At 42.8% G+C, this 26,912-nt stretch carries 21 protein-coding genes; 11 read left to right on the top strand and 10 right to left on the bottom strand.

The genetic code is table 11. From position 1 onward, the window contains the following. The first annotated feature begins 17 nt into the window (after nt 1-17). Nucleotides 18-404 (top strand): hypothetical protein, encoded by a 387-nt coding sequence (locus ACFFAP_RS02865; protein WP_375509811.1) that lies wholly within the window; start codon nt 18-20, stop codon nt 402-404. A 286-nt stretch (nt 405-690) separates the two neighbouring features. Continuing rightward, nucleotides 691-2,109 carry an LCP family protein gene (locus ACFFAP_RS02860; RefSeq protein WP_375509802.1) on the top strand — a complete coding sequence of 473 codons (1,419 nt, stop codon included), beginning with the start codon at nt 691-693 and terminating at the stop codon, nt 2,107-2,109. Between the two features lie 167 nt (nt 2,110-2,276). Here the strand turns inward: ACFFAP_RS02860 and ACFFAP_RS02855 are convergent, their stop codons facing one another. Beyond that, entirely contained in the window at nt 2,277-3,350 is a 1,074-nt protein-coding gene (locus ACFFAP_RS02855) for an anthranilate phosphoribosyltransferase family protein (protein WP_375509801.1), read from the bottom strand. 536 nt (nt 3,351-3,886) lie between these two features. On the opposite strand from ACFFAP_RS02855, the gene ACFFAP_RS02850 reads away from it, so the two are divergent. Then, the gene (locus tag ACFFAP_RS02850) at nt 3,887-4,510 is read left to right on the top strand and encodes a DUF1003 domain-containing protein (RefSeq protein WP_375509800.1); all 624 of its coding nucleotides are present in this window, start codon (nt 3,887-3,889) and stop codon (nt 4,508-4,510) included. A gap of 112 nt (nt 4,511-4,622) precedes the next feature. Next, nucleotides 4,623-6,101 (top strand): alpha-amylase, encoded by a 1,479-nt coding sequence (locus ACFFAP_RS02845; protein WP_375509799.1) that lies wholly within the window; start codon nt 4,623-4,625, stop codon nt 6,099-6,101. Nucleotides 6,102-6,331: 230 nt separating this feature from the next. On the opposite strand, the gene ACFFAP_RS02840 is transcribed toward ACFFAP_RS02845, so the two are convergent. From ACFFAP_RS02840 to ACFFAP_RS02815, 6 genes are all read right to left on the bottom strand, one after another. Continuing rightward, complete coding sequence (locus ACFFAP_RS02840) at nt 6,332-7,279, bottom strand: LysR family transcriptional regulator (protein ID WP_375509798.1); 948 nt, start codon at nt 7,277-7,279, stop codon at nt 6,332-6,334. A 228-nt stretch (nt 7,280-7,507) separates the two neighbouring features. Continuing rightward, on the bottom strand, nt 7,508-7,711 hold the full coding sequence (locus tag ACFFAP_RS02835; protein WP_375509797.1) for a DUF6887 family protein: 204 nt from the start codon (nt 7,709-7,711) through the stop codon (nt 7,508-7,510). After that, complete coding sequence (locus ACFFAP_RS02830) at nt 7,708-7,884, bottom strand: DUF6888 family protein (protein ID WP_375509810.1); 177 nt, start codon at nt 7,882-7,884, stop codon at nt 7,708-7,710. Before ACFFAP_RS02830 ends, ACFFAP_RS02835 begins: the two co-directional genes overlap by 4 nt. A gap of 88 nt (nt 7,885-7,972) precedes the next feature. Next, nucleotides 7,973-8,896, bottom strand: a complete 924-nt coding sequence (locus ACFFAP_RS02825; RefSeq protein WP_375509796.1) for a hypothetical protein — start codon at nt 8,894-8,896, stop codon at nt 7,973-7,975. Between the two features lie 187 nt (nt 8,897-9,083). After that, nucleotides 9,084-10,382, bottom strand: coding sequence for a HEAT repeat domain-containing protein (locus ACFFAP_RS02820; protein WP_375509809.1), 1,299 nt, complete (start codon nt 10,380-10,382; stop codon nt 9,084-9,086). Between the two features lie 17 nt (nt 10,383-10,399). Continuing rightward, nucleotides 10,400-10,813, bottom strand: coding sequence for a ubiquinol-cytochrome c reductase iron-sulfur subunit (locus ACFFAP_RS02815; RefSeq protein ID WP_375509795.1), 414 nt, complete (start codon nt 10,811-10,813; stop codon nt 10,400-10,402). Nucleotides 10,814-11,544: 731 nt separating this feature from the next. On the opposite strand from ACFFAP_RS02815, the gene ACFFAP_RS02810 reads away from it, so the two are divergent. The 7 genes from ACFFAP_RS02810 to ACFFAP_RS02780 all read left to right on the top strand — a co-directional run bounded on the left by ACFFAP_RS02810 (nt 11,545) and on the right by ACFFAP_RS02780 (nt 21,660). Continuing rightward, nucleotides 11,545-13,167, top strand: a complete 1,623-nt coding sequence (locus ACFFAP_RS02810) for a ferredoxin--nitrite reductase (RefSeq protein ID WP_375509794.1) — start codon at nt 11,545-11,547, stop codon at nt 13,165-13,167. A 153-nt stretch (nt 13,168-13,320) separates the two neighbouring features. Further along, nucleotides 13,321-14,823: a NarK family nitrate/nitrite MFS transporter gene (locus ACFFAP_RS02805; protein ID WP_375509793.1), complete on the top strand. Its 1,503-nt coding sequence runs from the start codon at nt 13,321-13,323 to the stop codon at nt 14,821-14,823. Nucleotides 14,824-15,315: 492 nt separating this feature from the next. After that, nucleotides 15,316-17,571 (top strand): molybdopterin oxidoreductase family protein, encoded by a 2,256-nt coding sequence (locus tag ACFFAP_RS02800; protein ID WP_375509792.1) that lies wholly within the window; start codon nt 15,316-15,318, stop codon nt 17,569-17,571. A 284-nt stretch (nt 17,572-17,855) separates the two neighbouring features. Then, entirely contained in the window at nt 17,856-18,314 is a 459-nt protein-coding gene (locus tag ACFFAP_RS02795) for a phosphate-starvation-inducible PsiE family protein (RefSeq protein ID WP_375509791.1), read from the top strand. A 172-nt stretch (nt 18,315-18,486) separates the two neighbouring features. Continuing rightward, entirely contained in the window at nt 18,487-18,939 is a 453-nt protein-coding gene (locus ACFFAP_RS02790) for a nitrate reductase associated protein (RefSeq protein ID WP_375509790.1), read from the top strand. Between the two features lie 223 nt (nt 18,940-19,162). Beyond that, a complete protein-coding gene (locus ACFFAP_RS02785) occupies nt 19,163-19,765 on the top strand; it encodes a DJ-1/PfpI family protein (RefSeq protein ID WP_375509789.1) in 603 nt (200 codons plus the stop codon). A 512-nt stretch (nt 19,766-20,277) separates the two neighbouring features. Beyond that, entirely contained in the window at nt 20,278-21,660 is a 1,383-nt protein-coding gene (locus ACFFAP_RS02780) for a PrsW family glutamic-type intramembrane protease (RefSeq protein ID WP_375509788.1), read from the top strand. A gap of 245 nt (nt 21,661-21,905) precedes the next feature. On the opposite strand, the gene ACFFAP_RS02775 is transcribed toward ACFFAP_RS02780, so the two are convergent. The 3 genes from ACFFAP_RS02775 to ACFFAP_RS02765 form a co-directional block, all read right to left on the bottom strand. Next, on the bottom strand, nt 21,906-22,553 hold the full coding sequence (locus tag ACFFAP_RS02775; protein ID WP_375509787.1) for a hypothetical protein: 648 nt from the start codon (nt 22,551-22,553) through the stop codon (nt 21,906-21,908). A gap of 147 nt (nt 22,554-22,700) precedes the next feature. Then, nucleotides 22,701-24,281, bottom strand: coding sequence for a CHAT domain-containing protein (locus tag ACFFAP_RS02770; protein ID WP_375509786.1), 1,581 nt, complete (start codon nt 24,279-24,281; stop codon nt 22,701-22,703). Nucleotides 24,282-24,426: 145 nt separating this feature from the next. Next, nucleotides 24,427-26,697: a PP2C family protein-serine/threonine phosphatase gene (locus tag ACFFAP_RS02765; protein WP_375509785.1), complete on the bottom strand. Its 2,271-nt coding sequence runs from the start codon at nt 26,695-26,697 to the stop codon at nt 24,427-24,429. Between the last annotated feature and the right edge of the window lie 215 nt (nt 26,698-26,912).

The following is a 26,912-nucleotide window of genomic DNA, read 5'->3' as shown; positions in this document are numbered from 1 at the left end:
CCAGCGATGCACTGAGCTTGTCGAAGTGTACCCAATCCCCAGTACCCAATGCCCAATACCTAATCCCCAAAACACAGTTGCTTTTACATTTGATTCCAATCATCGGCTTTTTTCCGTCTTTGTGGACTCTCTATCGGGGCCAAGGGAGTCGGGAACAACTTGCTATTAGTCGTATGTCTATTACTTTGGCGCTTACTTGGCTGTTGGGATATCTATTATTAGCTACCGGAGCAGCAACTTCAGATTTTTTTGGGCTACGTCTTTTTATCCTGAATAGCTTTCTCACATCGGGTTACTTTTTAGTAAGTGTCTGGTTGATTTGGCGCCTAATACAGGGCAAATCTGGGCGTTTACCAGGGTTTACTACCTTAGCCGAACGAGTACTAGGAAAGTACTTATCTTAATTTTTTCAGGTGAGAAGTTTTCAGTAGTTTTACCTATTTACTAAAAAATTACTGTTGATTTATCTATATATGTAGTCAAATCCAGTTTATTATTGCCATACTTCAGTAAAACATCTCTAGGTTGGCCCAAAAGAAGGAAAAATGCTGCTATAAGTGTTGTGGTTGACACTGCATTAAAAAAATTAGCACTGATAATTAAGAGTTAGTTATTATGGGTTGATTTGTTTGGATGTTTTTAGTTTGCAAATTTACCGAATTTGATTATTGAGTAAGTGTGAGGAAGTCTGTGACCATTCAAAGAAGTTCGGCGGAAGAAAACCAGTCGGGAAAAGCCTCAAAGTCCAGTAAAAGAATTCCCCTTCCCCATAACTCGAAATCCGGGCGTTGGCTATGGTTTTGGGTAGGTATGAGTGGGATTGCAATGGTGTCAGCAACAGCAGGGGCGCTTTTGGCGGTGTCTTTGACCAGTACGCCTTTGCAACAAGCCCAGCTAAGTCCACAGGATGAGGCGGTCTTTGATAGCGATCGCATTTCTGGAGGTGTACTGCGATTTTCAGAATTAACTCGCCCGGTGAATCTCTTGGTTATGGGGATGAGCGTACTTCCCCCGGATATCCAAAACCCTCCTGAAGAAAGCAAAAACCTCAAATACCTGCCCCAGGTAAACTCCTTTGATGGTCTTTCCGATGTCATGCTCTTGCTCAAATTTGATCCAGAGACGAAAAAAATAATTATGCTCTCCATTCCCAGAGATACCCGCACAGAAATAGAGGGGTATGGGGTGAAAAAAATTAATTCCGCCAATGTTGAAGGTGGGCCAGCTTTAACTGCCAGAACCGTCAGTAATCTCTTAGGTGGCGCGGGAATTGATCGCTATATCCGAATTAACGTTCTGGGAGTCGCCAAGCTGATCGATGCTTTAGGGGGTGTAACAGTCTACGTCCCCAAAGATATGAAGTATCAAGATGATTCTCAGCATTTATACATCAATTTAAAGGCAGGTAAGCAGCATCTCAATGGCGATCAGGCACTGCAATTGCTGCGGTTTCGCCATGACGAACTCGGAGATATTGGTCGGATTCAACGGCAGCAAATGGTGATTCGTGCCTTGATGGATCAAACACTCAACCCAGCTACTGTAACTCAATTACCTAAAGTTCTGGATGTAGTTAAAGACCACATTGATACCAACTTGACGGTTGAAGAGTTAGTGGCGCTAATGGGTTTTGGGGTGCGAACAAACCGCTCTAATATGCAAATGTTAATGCTACCAGGTCGCTTTAGCGAGAAAGGCGAGTTTGATGCTAGCTATTGGTTGCCTAACAAAAATGGTATTGCTAAACTGATGGCTCAACACTTTGGTTTGGAGTCAGAACAGGAAGAACTGGGGAGTGCGACTGATCCACGCTCTTTACGTATAGCAATTCAAGATAGTACAGGTGGCGATCGCTCTAACCTCCGACCATTGATTAGAGCCTTGGAAAAATCTGGATATCGCAATATCTATGTAGCCAAGGCATGGGGTGAACCTCTAGAGGTGACTCATATTGTCGCCCAGCAAGGAGATGGTGACAGTGCTGAATCAATTCGCAACACTTTGGGGTTTGGCGAAGTGCGTGTGGAAAGTACTGGCAACCTTGGATCAGATATTAGTATTCAAGTGGGTCAGGATTGGTTACAACAAAAATCTATTTTGGAGAACTAGCTGACGAAATAATTTGTAATTCGTAATACTTCGGCTTCCTTCGACTTACTTCGACTACGCCCAACTCTTAGAGAGGCTTCTCTTTCAGAGACGCTAACGCGAACGCCAACGGCTTCGCTCAGTACAAGCCAGGACAAGCTCAGTACAAGTTCGTAATTCGTAATTAATTACGCTGGCACAAATGCTGCTGAGAGTGAATTTACTAACTGGCTGAGTTCTTGGAGTTTAGCTGCTACTGCACCATTGGTTAATAATTCTTCTGCCTTAGCTAAACCCTCTGGCATGTCTGGACAAATACCACTCCGCCATAGGTAAAATCCGCCATTCCACAAGGCTGTTTGCATTAGTTCGCCTGGTTCACCTGCCAAAACCTTTTGAATATCCGCCACTAATTCTTCAGTAGTTCCAAGGGGTACGTTCTTGGTAGTAAAGCCGTAATCACGCGGTACGAGGTGCAATCGTTCTACCTCTTGGGATGCTACGGATGAAGATAAGCTAATAATTGCACTGCGATCGCGCGGTAAGTCGCAACTCCCTTCCAATCCTTTCACTAATGTAAATTTTGTTACTCCCCGCAGCCCCAAAGCTATCTGAAACATCCCTTCTGTCGGCGGATGCACAAACCCAGCAATTACGTGAGCATCCCCAGCATAAGGACACCAGATTAGCTCCATTGTCGCCAATGGCGGACGTTTACCAAGTTGATCGCGGTACTCCCAAATACTATTAGTTAAGGGAAAATGTTGAGGTAGATAAATAAAGCCAATTCCCGTTTGCTCAAACACTTGCTGGGTTTTTGCTAGTGGTAGGGTAGTCCAATCGACTCCTAAACCCTGCCAAATATCTATTAAGGGTAAGCCGTACTTAGTTGGTAGGCGATCGCCACCGTGCATCACCACTGGTTGTCCAACTGCGGCGAGTAGTAAAGCTGTTACGGGACTAATTGGTGCTGTGCGTGTTCTGCCATCATAAGGGATGCCAAGAGCGATCGCTGGTCGTTCAGAGACGATTGGTTGCAATTTTGGCCCCAGTTCCTCATAAGCATCCAACATTCCCGCTAACTCTTCCCCCGTAGGACGCTTGATTCGATGAGCAATCAAAAACGCTCCGATCTGGGCTGGTGTAGCTTCACCTAGCAGCATCATTTTAGTAGCGGTGGCTGCTTGGGCGCGAGTTAAATTCTCCCCTGTGTGGTTTCCGCTACCTACTTTTTGCAGGAATTCCCTAAATATATTGCTCATTTGTCCTTTGTCTCCATTCGTGTAGCGTCTCCCTTAGGAGAAGTTCAGATCGCCAAAAGCCGGCGCTTCGACTTCTCTATTTGTCCACTGTCATTTCTCCATTGTCCTTTGTAGAAAATAACTAATGAGACTTAAAGTAAACCAAAAAGTTTTTCCCAAAGAGCGATGCTTGCGGTGAGCCACGCCTACACTAGGGACTTCCAAATAAAATAAATAAATTCCCATCGCTTTTAGGGAAGGGGAGCAAGGAGCTTTCTAGCAGGGGGAGAAGAGAGTCGTTTTGATGGGCGTGAAATTGGATAATTTATTTTTTGGAGTTTTTCTAATTAAATTTACTTGCTTAATAGTTTTATATATTACCTAAATTATAATTATGAAAAATTTCAAAAAATCAACTGATGATATTAATATGTACCAGATTATACATTATAATTAAATCACGGTGTAATCAGATATTCAGCCTCTTAAGATCCATTTACTGACAGTATTAGAAGATAAGCAATAATCGAGTAACATCCAGATTCAGGAGTTGCTGCATGACACAAAAAACAAACGACACAGCCAACAAAAATTTTACTGCTGCTAACAAACTCAACCTGAAAGCTTCTCGAAATCAAGTTCTCACGGCTCCATTACCAGACCCGATTGCAAAAAATATTGAAGCGATTAGTTCACTTCATACCCAGGAAGTTCGAGATATTCCCGCCCACCAGCGGATACTAGAAGTGATCGCTACATTCTTTGGGCGAGCGACATTTATGTATAGTTTGCTAGTCATACTGGCTCTGTGGATTTTTAGCAGTTTTTTTGATCCCTTTTTGCCATTCGACCTCCCCTCGTTTAGCTGGTCAGATCAAGGCTTAGACGCAGCTGCATTGGTGATTTCAACCGGAGTGCTAGTGCGACAAACTCGCCAAGAAAACTTTGCCGAACAACGGGCGCAATTAATGCTACAGCTTAATCTGCTCTCCGAGCAAAAAATTGCCAAGATTATTGCTTTATTAGAAGAACTCCGTACCGATTTGCCTAATGTGATAAATCGGCATGATTCTGAAGCTGAATTGATGCAGGAAGCTGCTGACCCGATCGCGGTATTGGAAGCACTCCAGAAAAACCTAGCTGAAGAGCTAGCATTCACAGAAGAAAACAATATGAGTTGATCTCAATTTTTAATAGACTTTTGTTTCTATTTAGAGACAAAAAATAAAATTTCATGTACAGTCTTTGTGTTGAAAATCACAATTTATCGGAAATTTTACTACGGGGATACAGATGGCTCAACTGAATGGTGTAATGATGCAGTACTTCCATTGGTATATCCCTCCAGATGGTAATCTTTGGAATGAGTTAAAAAATAAAGTCAAAGACTTAGCTGATGCAGGTGTTACATCTGTTTGGCTACCCCCAGCTTATAAAGGAATAGGGGGTAGCCACGAGGTCGGCTACGCGGTCTATGATATGTACGATCTAGGCGAGTTTGACCAGAAAGGCTCAGTTCGGACAAAGTACGGCACAAAAGACGAGTATATCGCTGCTGTCAAGGCGGCAAAAGCAGCTGGCATTCGAGTGTATGCTGATGTTGTCCTCAACCACAAGTTAGGTGCAGACAAAGAAGAAGAGGTGGAAGCAACGCCTTATAATCCAGACGATCGCAACCACGCGATCGGTGAGATGCAAAAGATTAAAGTATGGACTCACTTTACCTTTCCAGGTCGCCAGGGCAAATACTCCGATATGGAATGGCACTGGTGGCACTTCGACGCAGTTGATTACAACGTTTACAACGAAGGTGAGAACGCAGTTTATCTGTTTAAAGATAAACATTTTGACGACAACGTTGATCTAGAAAAAGGCGCTTTCGACTATCTCATGGGATGCGATCTGGATATGGAGAGTCCAGAAGTGCGTGAGGAGTTGAATCGCTGGGGTGAGTGGTTTGTAGAAATCACTGATATAGATGGCTTTCGTTTTGATGCCGTTAAACACGTTAGAGCTGGTTTTTTCCCAGAGTGGCTGATTCACTGTCGCCAAAAGGCAGGTCGCGATCTGTTTGCCGTTGGTGAATATTGGTCTTATGAAGTTGAAGCGCTCCACCATTTTCTTAACATCACCGATGGCAATGTGATGTTGTTTGATGCGCCATTGCACTATAACTTTAGCGCTGCCAGCACACAAGGCAATGACTACGACATGCGGCAGATATTTGATAACACTTTGGTGCAACAACAACCTGCTTTAGCCGTCACCTTAGTAGATAATCATGATTCTCAACCTTTGCAGTCGTTGGAGTCTGTAGTAGAAAGCTGGTTCAAACCGTTGGCTTATGCGTTGATCCTACTGCGAAGTGAGGGTTATCCCTGTATCTTCTATGCGGATTACTATGGTGCTAATTACAAGGATAAAGCCCCAGATGGCAATGAGTACGAGATTTGGCTCGATAGTCATCAATGGATAATTGATAAATTTTTGCACGCTCGTCAAACCTATGCCTATGGCGACCAATACGATTACTTTGATCACGCTAATACAATCGGCTGGACACGCTTAGGAGATGAAGAACATCCTGGCGGTATGGCGGTTGTTCTGAGTAATGGGGAAGAGGGGACTAAGTGGATGGAAGTTGGGCAACCTAACAGCACTTACATTGACATCACTGAACATATCAGCGAACCTGTCACAACGAATGATCAGGGCTGGGCTGATTTTCGATGCAATGCTGGTTCTGTTTCTGTGTGGGTTCCACAGTCGTAGTCGGGGTTTTAGTAGCATTCATGCAGAAAGTTACGCACTTGACAAACTTTGCCTAAAACAGAACTTAGGCAGTACTTTCTGAATCAGCTACAATCCTTTTCTTGCGTTATAAAGCAATTGGACATTGCCTAAATTGCCTCATTTTAGGCAATGTTTAATAACTACTCTTCACAATCATCAGGGTTTTGAGTTTTTCTATATAAAAGAAAAAAACTTTTTGGTTTACTGACTTAAGAAGCCGATCGCTGCTGGTCAATTTGTAATGGGATATTTTCGCGCACGAGTTGCCAAAAGTGCTTGATGGGGGGAATTTGCAGCCGATCTTGAGTTGTTACCATAACTACCCGACGAGTCAAACTGGAACTATCTGCTAAACCACTAGTATTATTGCTAGCTAAGGAGCGAATCGCCAGGGTAGGGTCAAGACGAGCTTCCACTAATGCCGATTGAGGTAGCATAGCTATCAGTTCTCCTTGGCGTACCACTCCCCGGAAGGCATCTAGGGTATTTACCTCTAAAGCCGCTTGGAGTGTAGCTTCCATTCGCTCAAATCTATCTTGTATTAAGCGTTGCATCCCATAACCATCTTTAAAAACCACTTGGGGATAACGAATTAGTTCCGACCAAGGAACGCATTCATATTGGGCTAGTGGATGATTGGCTGCGGTTAGAACTTCTATCGGTTCATCATAAAGTACTTCTACCACCATTTCTCTACCAGTGGTTAAAAAGCGATTATTCATTACAATTGCTAAATCCACCAATCCATCTTTGAGGACTTTCAGGGCGCGATCGCTTCCTAATGAAGTCACCCGCAATTGCACATCTGGATAATCATGACAAAATTTTTGCAACACTGGGGGTAAGTAAGATCCGCACAGGGAATGAATCGCAGCAATGCAAAGTTCTGGTTGCTTTCCGGCGATTAAATCAGCTAATTCTTCTGTAGCTGTCTGCCACTCTTGGCAAATTTTGCGGGCACGGGGTAGTAAACATTCACCTAAGAGCGTCAATTTTGCATGAGTTGTTCTGTGAAACAGTTCTACTCCTAAATCTGCTTCTAATGCCTGGATTTGGCGACTAATCGTCGATTGGGTAACGCCACATTTTCGCGCTGCTTGTTGAAAGCTGCCGGTTTGGGCGATCGCCAGAAAGGCTTGCAACTGCTCTAGGCGCATTTTTATGTAGCCTGAATTACATTTATCGGTTTCATTAAGTTAACGGATTTTTATCCGCAATTTGGTAGGGTTTGTTACAAGCTTAGGGACTTCCAAATAAAAAAATATCCCATCGCTCTCTTGGCAGGGGAGCAGGGAGCTTTCTAGCAGGGGGAGGGAAAGTCGTAGTGAAGTCTATAAATTGGATAATTTATTTTTTGGAGTTCCCTTATAATCGCTATCTTATGGCTACAATCCGTTGCGAACCCGTTCAAGAAATTCAGGATAATTTTCCAAGTCCTCTAGAGACTGTAACGGCGGCATTTCAACCCAGTTAGCTTCTGCGTGTAGCTTATCAAGATATGCATAAAATGCTTCTTGATCATCCCGATGGGCTAAAACGTAGGCTTGCAACTCTTTCTGACTCATTGCTTGAAAGTTAGGTTTGCTCATTGCACGTACCTCCATCTGCCATTGGGATATATCTCAATAATATTCTCCTCGCCTGCCAAGAAGAACACATTCCGTGTTCGTTCGTCTACACGAACCACATTTATGGGCAAGTAAAACTTAGTAAACCAGCAGCACAGTATAAAGCACTGCGTCTTTTGTTCTGATGTAGGAATAATTCTTGCTCCTCATTACCTTTGATCGCATAAATTATCTTACTTTCTCTAGGCTACTTCTCTATTTCTCTGTCTGCTCCAATCCGTGTCATACCGCATAATTTTCCAAGTCCAATATGTATTCAAGATGCATATCAGACTGTGTTGACCATTCAGTAACAGCAATATCTCCAAACTTCTGAGTAACTAAACTTTCGATGATACCAACTGTCAATCTAATATTTTCTGAGATGCTAGCCATATCCTGTAAGTTAACCTTTATGCTGTCACCTTCTTGAAAACTACTTTGGGGGTAGCGTCGAAGGTAAGCAGCATCTACTACTCCACCACTGTGAACAATAACATTGCGAATTCCACTAATTTTTTCAATACCTCCTTGAATAATTCCTTGATTAATAAGTTCTTCAATTTTATTAAAGCCAAACTTTTTTGCCATGCGTGTAAGATACTCTACAGCAGACCCATCAGTACTCTTAGATGCTTCTATCTGTGCCATTTGTGAGATAAGTTCATCCATACTAGAATACTTAATAATCTCATCAGATGTGAGCGTTTTATTACAACGTAAAGTATTAGGGTAGTGTATAAAAATTTCATATAACAAATCTTGAATATATACTTCAAAACAACTCACAATTGAGGTTAAAAACATATTATTAAGCGCTTTCTGTGCATCCTTTTCCATTTCTACATGATAATTAATAATCTCACTTAATGCTTTACAGTCATCCAGTTCAAGATTTAATAAATTATCTCCAGATGAATTTCCAATTAATTTATAACCACTCTGTACCAAGTTAGTTTCAAATGTTTGGAGGTTAGTTAAGCGATGAGATAGATTACTTGCAAATGATGTTACAAGCAATGCATTCCTAGCCATAGATTGTAGGAATACTAAGTAAGGTGCAGACACTTGCTCATGGCGGTGGATTAAATGTTCTTTATTATGCTTGCAACCAAGTGCTTCAGCTATTTGCTTAATTCGTTCTAGCTTGCTCTGATTAATTGACATAACTCTTATGTTTATGTGTGTTTAGGCAGAAACTATAGATGTAAATGTCGCTCAAGTTGACCGAATAACTTTTTTGATACCAGCTTAACCTGATCGCTGTCAAAAGACTAAAATAAGTGTATCACCAAGAACTATTTAGTTAGTTAATACTGAACGCACACAGGTAGCGCATACTCTTTGAAAAAATTTACCATTCCGTTAAAGCGATCGCTATTCCTTGTTGCAAATCTGGTGTGAGTGCAGCATTATTTGCTAACTGCTGCAATTGTTGATATGTGGCTTCCCCATCCAAGTTTTTCAGTGCAGCGATCGCATGTAGTCTCACCGATGCATTCTTGACAGCTAGCAGCGAAATCAATGGTTCAATAGCTTGCATTTCGCCTAACTGTCCTAAAGATAGCGCGATCGCACAATTGATGCTGGCAATCTCTATGGCTGGATGCTGCGATCGCAGTATTTGCAATAATATTTCTACGGCTGGTGTAGTTTGCCGCTTTTGCACTCGCCCCAAAACTGTAACAATTTCTTGCCAAAGTGTCTCTGAAGTGCTTTGATTAAATGCCGTTTGCAAATATTCTAAACTGGATGGTGTTCCCACCCAAACCAAAGCGCGGATGGTTTCTAATTGCAGTGGTAGTGGTGTATGGGGTGATATTAGCAGCTTAAATAATTGCTGCGTAGCCTCATCGCAACCCATGCGAGAAAGGGAAACTGCGGCTGCACAACAAACATCAAGATTAAAGTCGTAAAGCTTGGGTTGCAGTCTGGTTACCAAATCTAATGCTTCGCGTAAGTCGGGGCGAAAACCTAAACCAAGCACTGCTGCACGCCTAACTGTGGCGGCTATATCATTTAAAGCATTTAACAAAACTGGTGGTACACGTTCGTCATGAAAGTTGCTGAGGGCTTCAATTGCAGCCGTGCGGATTGCTGCTTGTGGATCTTGCACTACACTCAATAGTGGTGTGATGGTTTCTGGTTGTCCAATACAGGAAAGCGATCGCACTGCTAAAAGCCGTGTATCTTTATCTAATAGAAGTTCAGTTAATGAAGTAATCGCAACACTACCCATTTGCCCCAGTGCTGTAGCTGCGATCGCTTTGAGTTCATCATCCTCATCGGTTTTCAATAATTCAACTAAGGGTGCGATCGCTTCTGGGTGCTGAAATTCGCCTAAAGTCCGTGCTGCATACCAGCGTAATTCTTCCTCTACATCTTCATCTTTTAATATGTCAATGAGTGGTGGGATGGCAATATTTCCCAAGTGAGTCAACACCTTGGTGATTTCCCAGCGTTGCTGAAAATCTCCCCTCTCTAACATTGAAAGTGTTAATTTCAGCAGATATTCTCGATTTTTAACTATCTCTGGATGTTTAGAATCTGTCCCTAAAATTAATTGTTGTAAATATTGAATTAGTGATGACCAATCAGCTGCATCGTATGCTGTCTGGGCTTGCACCAAAAGCTGGTTGATATTACTCACGATATCCTGAATTGTATTGTTTAACTTGGCTTGACTACGACTGAATTACCCTCAATTTTGACGGCGTAAGTTTTAAGCGCTTCTGTCGCTGGGCCTTTTTGCACTTTACCATCAACCCCAAATTCTGATCCATGACAGGGACAGACGAATTTTTTTGCCTGAGCTTTCCACCCTACGGTGCAACCTGCGTGAGTACAGGTAGGGTTAACACCTGTCAGATTTGGAGTTTTAGATGTACCGACTACCAACACAGGCCCAGCAGGTGAATTTTTCGCCAGCAATTGCCCAGTCTTATCTAATTCTGCTGATGTACCTACTGTTTCCCAATTCTTAGATACTGGAGTTGTTTGAGAAGAACAGGCTGCGATCGCTATAGGTAGAGAACTCGCTATCCCACCCAAACCTACCCAATTAATAAAATCACGACGTTTCATAACTGCTGAAATAATATCTAAATTTTAGCTAACATCTGCCACTCAATTTTGGATTCAGAATTGATTTATGGCAATCCAAAATCCCTTCGCTCGTTTCAACAGGTTGCGGCCAGAAGTACCCCACCATACATAAAAAGTTAGTGGGGGAGAGCAGTTGCTTTACTTGGGGAGACCCCAAGACCGAACTGCTTCAGGAACGCCGCTCTGGGACTGGATACTGGGTACTGGGAAAAAGTTTTTGAAAATTTGGTGGTGGGTAAAAACCCCCATGATAATTTTCGACTTGACACCCAATCTCCAATCCCTAATCCCCAGTCCCCAGTCCCCTTTACATACTCATCATTAAAGGGTTTGCGTAAGACATTGGCTGCCTCTGATGCAAAAAATGCATATTTTTTATCCATTTTAAGCAATATTACTAAAAAATCGTAGCCATTTATACGATTTTAACAGAAATCTGCCTTTAACTTATAAGTATCGAAATTGTTACATGAACATTATCTAAATCTGCTTGACAAATTTCCAAGTTGTAAATGGCGACAAGTTTTCCTTAACTAATCACGGATTTGGAGTTTCGCTTTGAATGCTTTGAAGTAAAAATAATCCACCCTAAGCTTCATATTAAGTTTTTATTTCCTAATCCTTGTAGATACAACAGCTGATGGAACTACGGGTTGATTGATATTGGGCAATTATCACCATATTCAGTAATTAAAACGAGAGTCAGGCTCATGACAGACACAGCAACTACCGCTACCAACCTCAACAAGTTCGAGAAATTCAAAGCTCAAAAAGATGGACTCGCAATCAGAGATGAGATAGAAAAATTTGCCGCCTTGGGGTGGGAAGCAATGGACGAAATCGATCGCGATCATCGACTTAAGTGGGTGGGTGTGTTTTTCCGCCCAGTCACCCCAGGTAAGTTTATGATGCGGTTGCGGATGCCTAACGGTATTCTCAGCAGCAATCAGATGCGTGTTTTAGCCCAAGTCGTGCAGCGTTACGGTGATGATGGTTGCGCTGATATTACTACGAGACAGAATATCCAATTACGGGGAATCAGAATTGAAGATTTACCAGATATCTTTAATAGATTTCACGCAGTTGGTTTAACCACTATCCAGTCAGGGATGGATAACGTCCGCAATATCACAGGCGATCCTGTGGCGGGGTTAGATGCAGATGAGTTGTACGACACACGAGAGTTGGTACAGCAAATTCAAGATATGCTCACCAACAAAGGAGAAGGGAACCCAGAGTTTAGCAACTTACCACGGAAGTTTAATATTGCGATCGCTGGCGGAAGAGACAATTCAGTTCATGCTGAAATTAACGATTTAGCTTTTGTTCCAGCATTTAAGGAAGGGACTGGGGACTGGGTACTGGGTACTGGGCAAGACTTTTCCCAATCCCCAATCCCTAATTCCCAGTCCCCAATATTCGGTTTTAACGTCTTAGTCGGTGGCTTTTTCTCAGCTAAACGTTGTGAAGCGGCGATTCCTCTAAATGCTTGGGTGGCTCCAGAAGATGTGGTAGCTGTATGTAGAGCGGTTTTGGAAGTCTTTCGTGATCATGGGCCGCGTGCTAATCGGCAAAAATCGCGCTTGATGTGGCTAATTGATGAATGGGGTGTAGAAAAGTTTCGAGCAGAAGTAGAAAGCCGTTTAGGTAAATCATTATTACCCGCAGCAGCAAAAGACGAAATCGACTGGGAAAAACGCGACCACATCGGAGTATATAAACAAAAGCAACCAGGATTAAATTACGCAGGTTTGCACATTCCCGTTGGGCGACTGTATGCTGAAGATATGTTTGAAATTGCCCGTTTAGCGGAAGTTTACGGCAGTAGCGAAATCCGGTTTACAGTTGAGCAAAACATCGTTATCCCTAACATTTATGACTCGCGTTTAGCAACATTTTTAACAGAGTCTTTGCTAGAAAGGTTTTCTATTGATCCAGGTTTGCTAACGCGATCGCTAGTATCCTGCACAGGCGCACAATTTTGTAACTTTGCCCTGATCGAAACCAAAAACCGCGCCCTGGCAATGATTAAAGCCTTAGAAGAAGACTTAACCTTCACCAATCCAGTCCGAATTCACTGGACAGGTTGCCCTAACTCATGCGGACAACCCCAAGTTGCAGACATCGGCTTGATGGGAACTAAAACTCGCAAAAATGGCAAAACTTTGGAAGGCGTTGACATATATATGGGTGGCAAAGTCGGCAAAGATGCTCATTTAGGAACTTGCGTCACCAAAGGCATACCATGCGAAGACTTGCAGCCAGTATTGCAAGATTTACTGATCAAAAACTTTGGGGCGAAACTCAAGCAAGAAGCCTTACTCAGTTGGTAACTGCTAGTACTTATCGGGGGTATTCAGCATTGGGTAAAACTCATACTTCAAACTTCAAGGCTTAACCTTTGAACTTAAAGGCTTAAGCTTCGACCTTAAAGGCTCATCTTCCCCTACCTCTTCACCGTATTTTATTCAATTAGAAAGATTGGAATGCTTAAAAACTTATTTTCATTTAGCGATCGCTACCGCATCTTACATCAGACTTGGTTTGCCTTCTTTCTCACCTTTGTTTGTTGGTTTAATTTTGCACCCTTCGCTACAACCATTGGCAGAGAACTACATCTAGCACCAGAGCAAATTAAAACTTTAGGCATCTGTAACCTTGCTCTCACAATTCCCGCACGGCTAATTATTGGGATGCTTCTGGATCGTTTTGGCCCCAGAATTACCTACTCAATCTTGCTGATGTTTGCGGCTGTTCCTTGTTTGGCGACGGCGCTAGCGCAAGATTTTAATCAACTAGTTATCAGTCGTTTGCTGATGGGAATTGTCGGATCTGGGTTTGTTGTGGGTATCCGCATGGTGGCGGAATGGTTCCAGCCGAAGGAGATGGGAATTGCCCAAGGGATTTATGGCGGTTGGGGTAACTTTGGGGCTTTTGGTGCAGAGTTTGCCTTACCGATGATTGCAGTTTCTACGAGCTTTTTCGCTGGTGGTGCTTCTAACTGGCGATTTGCGATCGCACTTACAGGGATCATTGCAGCTATTTACGGCGTAATTTATTACAACAGTGTTCAAGATACGCCTACAGGGAAAGTCTACAAGAAACCTAAAAAGAATGGTTCTCTGGAAGTGACTAGTGTCAAAAGCTTCTGGGCAATGATTATCTCGAATTTTGGTTTGATTTTTGCTTTGGGTTTATTAGCTTGGCGCTTAGAACAAAAGAACATTCACTTCCTAACTTTGAGCCAAATGTACCTGACTTGGTTACTATTAGCAGGATTATTTGCTTATCAAAGTTACAAAGCTTGGCAGGTAAATCGAGAACTTTTAATTGGCAAAAAAACTTACGCTGCATCTGAACGCTTTCAATTTGGTCAAGTAGCGTTACTCGAATTCACTTACATAACTAGCTTTGGCAGCGAATTGGCAGTTGTTTCCATGCTGCCGGCATTCTTTGAAAAAACTTTTGCTTTAGAGCATGTTATAGCTGGGATGATTGCCGCTACCTATCCTTTTTTAAATTTGATTTCTCGTCCTAGTGGTGGCTTAATTTCTGATAAATTTCGCTCACGTAAATGGACAATGACAATTATCAGTGCAGGTATTGGTGTTGCCTATTTGATGGCACATTTTATTAGTAGTAACTGGCCGATTCCGCTAGCGATCGCAGTTACAATGTTTGCCGCTTACTTTGCCCAAGCTGGCTGCGGTGCAACTTACAGCATCGTCCCCCTAATTAAGAAGGAAGCCACTGGACAAATTGCCGGTAATGTAGGAGCTTACGGTAATTTTGGCGGCGTGGTTTACCTGACAATTTTTAGCTTAACCGACGCTCCAACACTGTTTTCCACAATGGGTATAGCTGCTTTAGTCTGCGCTTTTATGTGCGCCTTCTTCCTCAAAGAACCAAAAGGTTCCTTTGCGGCCACCTACGAAGGTGAATTACCAGAATCCGCAACTACAAACTCTATTTTCTTAACTGAAGAATAATCAACTGAAGGATGAAGTAGTAAAATTCACTATCAAATTTGAATCAGGAAACCTTACACTTCATCCTTCCATAACAGTCTTAATTCATGAAACTCCGTTTTTTTCTCTATATGTTGAGATTTTTTGAAAATTCACAACACTGATACAAAAACCCTTTATAACTCTCTTATCTTTGCGCTCTTCTCTAGGAGACGCTGCGCGAATGCGCTCTTTGCGGTTCGTTTCCTCATTCTCTTATTCCTCTCTTCAGGCAGAAGAATAGTAAATTTAAAAATTTGTAATGCTCTCTCTGCGGTTCGTAAAAAAAATAATTTCTCTAAACCACATCGATAAAAATTACGTAAATTTATGAAAAAACGAACCGCAAAGGACGCATTCGCGCAGCGTCTCGTAGAGAAGGACACAAAGGAATGAGAGTTTCAAAGAGTTTTTGCCTAATACACAAATTTATCAAACTCTCACTACATTTAAGATTGCAAAATCAAAATAACCATGAGTGAATTTACCAAAACCCTCTGCCCCTACTGTGGTGTTGGCTGTGGATTAGAAGTTTCACCCCCAGCCCAACTTGGCAAAGCAACTAATCGAGATAGCCAAGGAAATCCAACTTGGCGGGTGCGCGGTGATAAAGCCCATCCATCTAGTCAAGGAATGGTTTGCGTCAAAGGTGCAACGATCGCAGAATCTTTAGATAAAAATAGATTACATTACCCAATGGTGCGAGACTCCTTAGATCAAGAGTTTCGCCAGGTTAGTTGGGATGAAGCTTTTAATATTATCACGCAGCGCATTCAAACCGTGCGCTTCAACCAAGGGCCAGAAGCTTTATGTATGTATGGTTCCGGTCAGTTTCAAACTGAGGATTATTACATAGCCCAGAAATTAATGAAAGGCTGTCTGGGTAGTAATAATTTTGATGCTAACTCTCGCTTATGTATGTCTAGTGCGGTGGCTGGTTACATTCAAAGCTTTGGCTCAGATGGGCCTCCATGCTGTTATGATGACCTGGAATTAACCGACTGTGCATTTTTAATTGGTACTAATACAGCCGAATGTCACCCCATCGTTTTTAACCGACTGGAAAAATATCACAAAAAGAACCGCAAAGTCAAAATGATTGTGGTTGATCCCCGTCGCACAGCAACCGCAGAAGCTGCTGACTTGCATTTAGCAATTCGTCCCGGTACAGATATCGATTTGTTGAACGGTATCGCACATTTATTAATGCGCTGGAATTACATTGATACGATGTTCATGGACGACTGCACTAGCAACTTTCCGGCTTATGCTGAAGTGATTCGGCACTATCCGCCTGAAATAGTAGCTCGTCAATGTGGAATCAGCATTGAAGATTTAGAAACAGCAGCTCGCTACTGGGGTCAATCTGAGCGAGTACTTTCTTTGTGGTCAATGGGTGTGAATCAATCCTCAGAAGGGACGGCTAAGGTAAGAACTATCATTAACCTGCACCTGATGACTGGACAGATTGGCAAACCTGGAACTGGCCCTTTTTCCCTCACTGGTCAGCCAAACGCGATGGGAGGACGGGAAGCCGGAGGTTTAGCGCATTTATTACCCGGTTATCGGACAGTGAAAAATCCCCAGCACCGTGCAGATGTTGAGGAGTTTTGGGGACTCAAGCCAGGACAAATTTCGCCAAATCCTGGTTTAACTGCTTGGGATATGATTACTGGCTTGGAAAATGGCGCTGTAGAGTTACTGTGGATTGCAGCTACTAACCCAGCTGTGAGTATGCCAGATTTGGAGCGGACTAAAAAGGCGTTGTTGCGATCGCCTTTTACTATTTACCAAGACGCTTATTATCCCACAGAAACCTCTGCTTACGCTCATGTTCTACTACCAGCAGCCCAATGGGGTGAAAAAACTGGTGTGATGACAAACTCCGAACGAGTGGTAACTCTGTGTCAAGCATTTCGCCAACCACCAAGAGAAGCGAAAGCAGATTGGGAAATTTTTGCCGAAGTTGGACGTAGATTAGGTTTTGAGAAAGAATTTGCCTTTGCTAACTCTGCTGAAGTTTATGCTGAGTTTGTCAAACTAACTAAAACTCGCCCCTGCGATATGACAGGTATGAGTCACGCACAATTACAGACAGAAGGCCCGACTCAATGGCCTCATCCAGAAAAAAGTTATGAGTTAAAAGTGAGGAGTTATGAATTAGAATCTTCAACTCCTAACTGTACAGACGCGATTAATCGCGTCTCTACTCCTAACTCCAAAAGACTTTACACCAATCTCCACTTCCACACCCCTGATGGACGCGCTCGATTTGGGGCATATTACTCTAAAGGACTAGCAGAACCACCAGACCCAGATTATCCGTTTGTGCTAACTAATGGAAGACTTTACGGACATTGGCATACGCAGACACGCACCGGTCGAATTGAAAAAATTTGCAAAATGCATCCCGAACCGTTTATCGAAATTCATCCCCGTGATGCTGCTCGGTTAGGTATTGTCGATTGTATGGATGTGGAAGTGCGATCGCGTCGGGGTAAAGCGAAGTTTCCGGCGAAGGTGACAAAGGCGATCGCGCCTGGTACAGTTTTTGTCCCTATGCACTGGGGTTCACTGTGGGCAGATAATGCTGAAGCCAACGCCCTAACTCATCCAGAATCTTGCCCCGATTCGCTCCAACCAGAATTAAAAGCCTGTGCAGTGCAGTTAATCCCAATTTCTGTGGAAGTTACAACCAAAAATCATCAACTCCAGTCCTTACAATCGTAAGCTGCAAAGTAGTAATTTATAACCAGCAATATGTAATTTCGTCAATAATCAATAGTCAATAGTTATTATCATTTTTTCTAACTCTCTAATTTTGACTGTTACCAATTACCATATCTAAAGAGGCTAAATCTCTAGTTACTAGAGGTTTTACTAACGTCTATTTTAGCGATGGATAAAGAATAAAAAATAGACAGAAAACTTACCAAGTATTGGCAAGTCATCTTTTTTTAATCCTCTAGATGAATCTAGAGGATTTTGTTTTATTTTAAAATTGGGTGCAGCAGATGAAAAAGCTAATGAGGCGAATTTTAACAACGACCAAAGATGAGAACTTCATGCACATCATTGAAAACATAGAAGTGCTAGTTTCTAAAGCTCTATCTATTTTTATGGTGATTGTAATTTTGGTAGCGATCGGAGATTTAGGAATATTTATTTTTAAAGAGTTATTTACAGTCCCTTATGGAAAATTTAACACAACATTATATAAAATTTTTGGTTTATTTTTAAATATTTTAATTGCTTTAGAAATCTTAGAAAATATTACCGCCTATCTCCGACGACACGTTTTTCAGGTTGAATTAGTTATTGTCACTTCTTTAATAGCTGTTGCTAGAAAAATTATTATTCTTGACTTAGAAAAAGTTCCAGGTATTGATATAATTGGTCTAGGTATAGCTATTCTTGCTTTATCAATTAGTTATTTAATAATTCGTCTCAGTAATTCCAAAGATGCAAGTTAAATAAAATGGTAAACAAACTATAGCGGTTCTCAATTGCATGGAATACAGACCACTCTTAGGGGCACAACAATTTTGGGTTTGTCGAACAACAGTATAAATTATTAATTTTGAATTTTGAATACTTCGACAAGCTCAGTACAAGTTTTAAATTTTGAATTCGGAGCGAAGCGACGTGACAGATTTCTTTCAATTTGAAGCAGACTTTGTTGATTCCCTGCGTTGCATCCCTATGCAGGTACGCTGCAAATTAGATACCTGTGGCATCAAGCTAAAATTGTCTGATTGGAATCAAATGACTACAGCCGAGCGTCAAGCTTTAGTCGAATTACCTTGCACTACAGAAACGGAAATTCAGTCTTACCGCGAGTATATCGAGCAATTAATCATACAACGCACAGGTACACCAGCTAAAAAATTGCCCATCGAGCCTCATCCTGCATGGTTAGACTCTGCGACTGTACCACCTAGCCTTCAGGAAAAAGCTCAAGAAATAGGTGTAACCCTGACACAGCAACATTGGACAGATTTAACGCCCTTACAGCGTTTTGCCTTGATTAAACTCAGCCAGCCAGGACACGAAAACCAAAACTTTAACAGAGCGATCGCAGAATTTCATCTGCTTTAATTAGTCAATAGTCATTAACAGAATACATCTGTAAAGTGCATTACACTTTGTTAACTTGCCGCCCTTAAATGATATATGACGGCACAGTTAGTGCTGTTCTGTATCAGAAATTTGCACATAGGCTAAAGCCCAACCTAGCTGACTCTAAATTAATATTTCCTTTATAAACAACTATTAACTATTCACTTTAGACTATTGACTAATAGGTGAGGGTAACAAAAATATGGCTACAAAGAAGCTTTTGATGCTGGTTGGAGACTATGTAGAAGACTATGAAGTGATGGTTCCTTTCCAGGCGTTGCAAATGGTGGGACACACAGTCCATGCAGTTTGCCCAGACAAAAAAGCTGGCGACAAGGTGCGGACAGCAGTTCACGACTTTGAGGGAGATCAGACTTACAGTGAAAAACCCGGTCACAACTTCACTTTAAATGCCACCTTTGCAGAAGTAGAAGCCGTAACATACGATGCCTTAGTCATTCCCGGAGGACGGGCACCAGAATATATCCGTCTGAATCAGCAGGTACTAGAAATCACCCGTCACTTTGCTCAAACGAATAAACCGATTGCTGCCATCTGCCACGGCTTGCAGTTATTGGCGGCTGCTGATGTACTACAAGGCAAAAGATGTACTGGTTACCCTGCTTGTAGCCCAGATGTCAAGAGTGCTGGAGGGATTTATGTCGATATCCCTGTTGATGAAGCAATAGTTGATGGTAACTTGGTGACAGCACCAGCTTGGCCTGCTCACCCCCATTGGTTGGCAGAATTCCTCACAGTACTTGGAACTAAGATTGAACACCCAGAACTGGCTACAGTAGTTTAAGGCAAGATACCGGAAATCTTTTGGTTCGATCTTCGAGGCAGGTTAAGAGGCATAAAGCAAGTGGCGTGGAAACCCCCAACTCTTGGAGACGCTTTGTGTTGGCAAAAGCCTCTAGCAGAGAAGCCGCTAGCCTTTCCCTTTGTCAGAAGACCATACTGGCTCACAACAGACCCCTGAAAATTATATATTTTTGGAATAGAACTAAATGCAGTAAAAAATACTATTTTTTGATAAATTGCCGTGGGTTTAATTTGCAGTTAGGATGTCTTGAGTACACGACCGATACAATCTGATTTATCGGACTAACAAGCTAGTTTTAGGATAAACTCAAGAGCAAATGGAATACTTATTTACGTTAAGTAAAACAATTTGAAATTTTGCATCTATAAATTTAAATTTCTTAGCGGGAAGTGAAGCTATAGTGGATTTAGCAATGCTGCTGTTAATGTGGCTAAGGTTAGTCCTGCTGCCAAATTATATGAAGAATTAGTTTAGAAAAGCACTCTAACTCGATGACAGGCAAACACGCAAGACATAATGCATTTCTGCGGCTAGTGTCTGGTAATGGGGCAGCTTTTGGATCGGAATCTCGCTACTCCCTGCCCCCCAGTAAAGAGATGGTAATTGGACGCGACCCCAGCTGCCAAGTTGTCTTGGATGCTATGAGCTACCGAATGGTATCTCGTCGTCATGCAGTGGTTCGCCCCCTATCTCTATCCCCAGATAGCAAATTCAGTTGGGTGCTTTGTGATTTGAATAGTGCTAATGGCACTTATTTAAATGGACAACGCTTGTATGAATGTCAGGAATTGCATCCAGGCGATCGCATTTCTCTAGGTGCTGATGGGCCGCAATACATTTTTGAGTACGAGTATACCTCACTCACCCCAGCCACGACAGTTAACCAAGTTACACCATTACCTTCGGCGACAAATTACCACAGCCACACCCAATTAAAGCAGCCAGATTCTGTTAGCTTCACCCAGCTTTTTCCCATTATTTCCACTGGTAAAGATTTAACCCGTAAAGCTTACCTCGTACCGGGAATACTGACCGTAATTTTTGTAGTGTTAATGTTTGCTACAGTCGGTCACCCCCAAGCTAATCAAGTTATCGTCGCAACTTACATCGCCTTCGCTGCCTACTATTTTGTTTACCAACTTTGCGGTAAACAGAAGCCTTGGTGGGTGCTAATGGCTGCAACACTAAGTACAATGCTGATTTTGCTTAGTCCTCTGTTGGATTTATTTATCTTCGTGTTTCGCACCGTTCTGCCTGGAAACTTGCCCTCATCGCAAGAATCTACCACCTTCACAGAGTTACTGGTGCGGATGTTTTTTGGCGCTGGCTTGATGGAGGAATTACTCAAAGCATTGCCTGTACTAGGGGCCTTTGCCATCGGGAGAATATTGTCTTCACCTTGGCGGGAACGCATAGGCGTCTGGGAACCTCTAGATGGTATTCTCCTGGGAACAGCTTCTGCTGTGGGCTTCACTCTCTTGGAAACTCTCGGACAATATGTGCCAGATATTACTCAAAATGTCACGCAACAGGTGGGTATAGGCGCTGCTGGTCAACTGGCGGGTTTGCAACTGCTAATTCCGCGAATTTTAGGCTCCGTAGCCGGACACATGGCTTATAGTGGCTACCTGGGTTATTTTATTGGGTTGGCTGTCCTCAAACCCAGTAGAAGTTGGCAAATTCTCTCTATTGGTTATCTTAGTGCTGCTGCACTCCATGCTTTGTGGAATGCTACAGGATCAATCAATGCCTTGCTGTTGGTAGTTGTTGGGGTGTTATCTTACGCCTTTTTGATGGCAGCAATTCTCAAGGCACGGGCGCTATCACCGACGCGATCGCAAAATTTTGCTACCCGATTTCTTGGCCCAAAATAAGAGATGGGGTAGCGGGAGCAGGGGGAGATCAGGGAGAACTACCAATGCCCAATTACTTTTGAATATTTATATCTTGGGATAGATGACCTAATGAATAGAATCAGTTTATTGTAAGGTTACTTTAGAGCCACTATGCAAAAATACTAAGAATTAGTGGATGCTTAAAATCGCAACACAAGCTTTATCAGCAAAGAAATCTGCCTGCACCGGAAATTAATCTAGAAAACAGAGAAAATTCATTTAAATTATGCTTCATACTCAGACTTATTGAGTTCATTGAAAGCATAAGAAGCGATCGCTAAACTAACCTTTGCTTTTTCTACTTCTGATAAAACTGTCCACTCGCTATTTTGAAGATTACTGAGTGCAGATGCCGCTTTTTCCGATTCGCTACTTCGCATAGCGTAAGCAAAAGGACGAGCCAAAACTAAAAGATCCTCTGTTCCCCAATTTGGTAGTACTGTCTGAACACACTCAACCAGTTGTTCCCCGATTGATTGTTGGGCAGCAAGAATTTCAGCAGCTTTGGTGGCGATGGTATTGAGCAATACTTGGGGAACACAGGCGGCAAAAGTACTAGATAATGTCTCTTGAAGATTCAGCACTAGTGCTTGTTGGGGATTGGGATTAGAGTCTGACGACGGGGAGATGCCAGACCAAAGTGTGTCTAGATGGTTATAAAAATCTTCTGATCGCGTTGTCAGTTCTTCCTCAAGCAAATCTTGCATTCCGAAGTGTTGTTCTAATTCGTCAAAATAAGCTTGTGATTCTTCATCAGCCAGATTCCAGGGATAGGTAGCATCGTCTGGTTCTAGTAACGCTTCTAATAATTCTAAATCTGCTTTATATGGCAAAGAAGAGGAAGTGTCTGAGCCGTTAATTTTATTAGCCATTTTTCATTGCCTCACAATTATTTGGTGGTATTGACAACTACAATTCCTAAGAAGAGATTTCCGTAAAAACAGTTGAATTTTTCTATAGTAAAAACAGATTTTAAAGGTTGATGCAAAAGACTCAAATTTATTTCTGCAACAGTTATGCTAGGAGTCTTCAATAATAAACTCCCAGGTTTCAGCTCTAGCACTTCCAAACTTTAACTGCATTCCCGATTTCAATGGGACTTCCTCTCGGAGGATTTGTTGCCAACCATTAGGGCCTAAAAACCAGGTTGTCCCGTAGGTGGAAAAATCTTGCAAGTAATAACTTCGCACCAATGTAGCATCAGTAAGAGTATTGCGGCAAAAGATTTCGGCGTGGCGTTTGGATACAGATGGTTCGGGGATGACAATATCATTGTCTCTCGTGCGGCCGATGCGGGTGACTCCATAACGCAGTAACCAGGTTTTACCTTTTGGGGCGAGCGATCGCAACGAAGCAGCCGGAAGCGGGGAACCTATATCAGGAATGGCTGTGTCTGGTAGTTCGGTAATACCTTCATCTAGATTCTTAATCAGTTCGCCATTAAAATCTGGATGTAAGTAGAGAACAGGCAAAGTCCAAGCAGGTTGATTAAATTTATACAGTGTTAACAACTCTTGCCTAGCCTGGGCTACGGCTTCATCAATTGACTTGTGCGATCGCAAAGCTTCGGTAAAGGCTTGAATAAAGCTGTGGCTTTCTTGATCTGCGATTTCATCGCGCATCCCTAAAACCGCAGGCACACCATGACGAATCAGCACTTCTGCTAAACTGCTGGCAGGGATAGCTTGATGATTGATAGCAGCTGGTTGTGCGCCCCAACAGGCGTTAAAAACTGCTAATTTCACACCTGTATGGGTCAATACTTGCGCTAATTCTATCCCATTTAGGGGCATATCTGATCGCAAAAACAGTAACCCCCCGTCTGGGCCTGGCAAACCATGTCCAGCATAAAAGAAAACATTGTATGCTCTGGTTTCTAATTCTTGAATCAACTCCTGTGGAGTTGGTTGTAGGAGCTGATTCACTATGCAAGGTGCATATCTTTGGGAATTACCACCCACAGACGTATCTACAAGAGTTTGCTGTAAAATAGCAGCTTCTTGTTCTAGTTGCAGCTTGTCATCATGACCTAAAACCAGCAGGATACTTAAAGCCTGGTCAGTTCGCAAATGCGGTAAGGGATCAACTTCACTGCTGGTGCGACTAAATAGCAAATCTTGGGAGAGAGACATAGCTGATTGACCAGGTTCACGCTGCATAATTTCCCAAGGGAGAGCGATCAGATCCGGGTCGCGGATTTCCAGGCGGAAGCGCAAACGTGTATGCTGACCCATAGCAATACCGCGACTGCGTTCTAGACTACCAAGAATTTGCCCGTCAAATATCCAGCGCCATAAATTCATTCCCAAGTTTTGCATCAGACGACTGCTGTAGGGGCCAGTGGTTTGACCTGAAGGGGGAGAAATCCAATCTATGGGGAATGGGTTAGCCTTTTGAGATGTTGAGTTTGGGGAAATATCTAAGTGACTATGACCAGCAAACATTTGCTGCCATTCTTGCCAGACTTGATTGAGTTCATCAGGCCATACACAGTCACGTAAAACGTAGCCACTGGGATAGGGAGCTTTGACCACCCAAATGGCGAAGTTGTCAGTGCCAGTGTTTAGGAGACGGGCGATCGCCAAATTCAGGGATGGCATGGATTCATTAAAATAAAAACTAAAATAAATAATTTCAAATCAGAATTCTCCAAGGTGAAAACTTTCTACTTTTTTACCTTGTAAGTTTTTACTCTGATATTACCTGTTATTATTCCAGGTTTCTACCACTTTATCGATTATTTGACTAAGTTGGACTGCTGTCGTCAGGTGGTTGAGTAACTGGTGGTTGGGTGACAGGTGTACATGGACTTGGTGCATCTTCTGGTAAAACAGAGACACCAAAGCGTTTGAGTTGGGAGAAGTCCAGCAATACTGTTGCTGGCAAAGGTTTTGAATTTGATGGCACTGAGGAAGTTACTGCTGGATTATTAGTATTAGCTGGGGTTTGTGTGCTTTTATTAGCACAAACGCGCATAGACACTGAAAAATTAAGAGAAGCAGGTTTGGGATTTGGTTTTGTGTTGATAACTTCTAAAAAAGCTCCAGGGGGAAGTGATTGGTTGTTTCCCAAGGCGATTTGATTGTTAGTTTTAATTACCCAGCCAGGAGAAAGGTTGGCTAGCGATCGCGCTGTGGGTGTCGCTTCGATGGCAGGATTTGAAGTTGATACCGGATTGGGTGAAACAAGGGGGACTGATGGCGATCGCAGTTGCTTCACGAACAATCCTAAAGCACCTGCTGCTACCACAAATATTAATGGAACAATCCACTGTAGCAGTAAACCGGAACTTTTAGCAGGCTCAGTGTCTGGAATCACCTGAGTTTTGTGGTTTGGGCTACCTAAAAGTGTCGCATCTGTCGCCCTAGATGCAAAATCAATAGTTTTGGCAGAATAACTCTCTGGAATGAAGGCTTTGATCGTAATTTCTGGTTCCCAGTATTGGACTTGATAATGGACTAAAGCGATGGTGACATTATCGTGTCCATTCTTAGTGTTAGCGATTTCAACTAATCTATCCGCAACATTTGTTATAGGGACTTCCCCAACTAGAATCGGCAAGAGTTCTGTTTCCCAGTACTCCTCCACCCGATCAAAATCACTCAAACCATCGGATGTGAGCAGAAAAACAGCATCTTCGTCGAGCATAAACCGCCCAGAGGTGGGATGCAATGAAGTGCTAGGCCCCATGCCTAAAGCCTGGACGAGAGAGCCAGCAGAACTTTGTTGTACAGCCTCGCGGTAAATGGCATAGCCTAGCCGCACCTCGCGGGAGGCAACATCATCGTCCACGGTAACTTGATAACAGCCGTGGCGGGTAATCCAGTAAGCACGACTATCACCGACGTGGGTAATGTACATTTCATGAGCAACAGGCAATGCCATGACTAAAGTCGTGCCCATCCTCTGACGCCCTTGGCGATTTTCACTGTCATTGCGCTGACTAATTTTGTCATTAGCAATTGCCACTGCCTTTTCTAGGTCATTAAGTAGCAGTGAGGGGTCTATGTGGTCGTAGGGAACTTTTGTTAGTTGGTGTACCTGCTGCTGGATCGTTTCAATGGCTAAATTTGAGGCGACATTGCCACCCTCGTGCCCACCGATGCCATCACAGACAATTGCCAAAGCGGTTGACTGGGGTGGCTTACTCACCAAAGTTCCACTGGGTGGGCTACAGGCATCTTCGTTACGTTGGCGACTCGGGCCAGTGTCGGTTTTGGTGATAATTTTGATTGTGGGTGTTTGCGATCGCCCTAACCCAGCCAGTCCCCCATCTAAAACTCCGATTAATTGATCGGTTGAATTAATTTTTCCCTGAATTAAGGAAAGGCTAACCTCATTAACAAATTCAGTTATGACTGGTTTAGCCTCACTAACCAACTGCTGCCAAAATTCACCTAATTGGGGCAATTCTGGTGATGTTGCGGCATCGAAACGCAATTCTAACAAACGGACTAATGATCCTTCTACCCGTAATACAGATGAGTCAAGCAAGCTAGAGACGACACCTTCACTTGCAAGAGGTTGCCACAGATGAGCTATTTGCCATAACCAATTGAGTTGGCGCATTGATGTTGCATCACGCCAAGCGATGGTTAACTCGCTGCCCAACTGCACTTGTTGGATTTTGTCATCTAATAATAATGGAGGTTTTTCTAAAAGTAATATTTCTCGATGGGAGGGACCGTCACCGAGAAAAAGCACTCCATATACCTGCGGTACGTGTAACCGGTAGGGAATTAATCTCAGGTAAGCTTTGAGAGGCTGTAAGTGATCTAACTCAGGCGTTAGCGTTAATAAACCAGGCTTCGTATCTAAAAGAACAAATTTATCAAGGACTAAATAGCGATCGGCTAATATTTCTCCAGGGCTACCCACACTCGGGCCATCTACCACAGCCCAGAGATAATTTTTGGTTAGGGGCGTGGAACATCGTAGGCAAAACTTGTGGGTCAGGGGGTTGGCAGCCTGACAATTTTCATTTGTACAGTAGAGCGTTGCCGCGTCATTTTCCATAGTTTTCGCACCGGGAAGCGATTGGCAATTTCTTTAACAGCATTATTAGGGACAATCTAGACCGCTCATCTTTCTTAAACTTGACATAGCCAGACTTTAGATGATGATTTTAGCTGAGGGATATAGGCAGGTGCTAATACTTACTTATCCAAAGAATATGCTCCTAAGTCAACCCTACAGCCTCATCATAGCTTCTATTGCTCAGTGACTCTCCA

Source organism: uncultured Nostoc sp. (genome assembly GCF_964245575.1).
Taxonomy (GTDB): domain Bacteria; phylum Cyanobacteriota; class Cyanobacteriia; order Cyanobacteriales; family Nostocaceae; genus Nostoc.
Note: the sequence above shows the minus strand (reverse complement) of the source record. Positions and strands in the feature narration are given on the sequence as shown.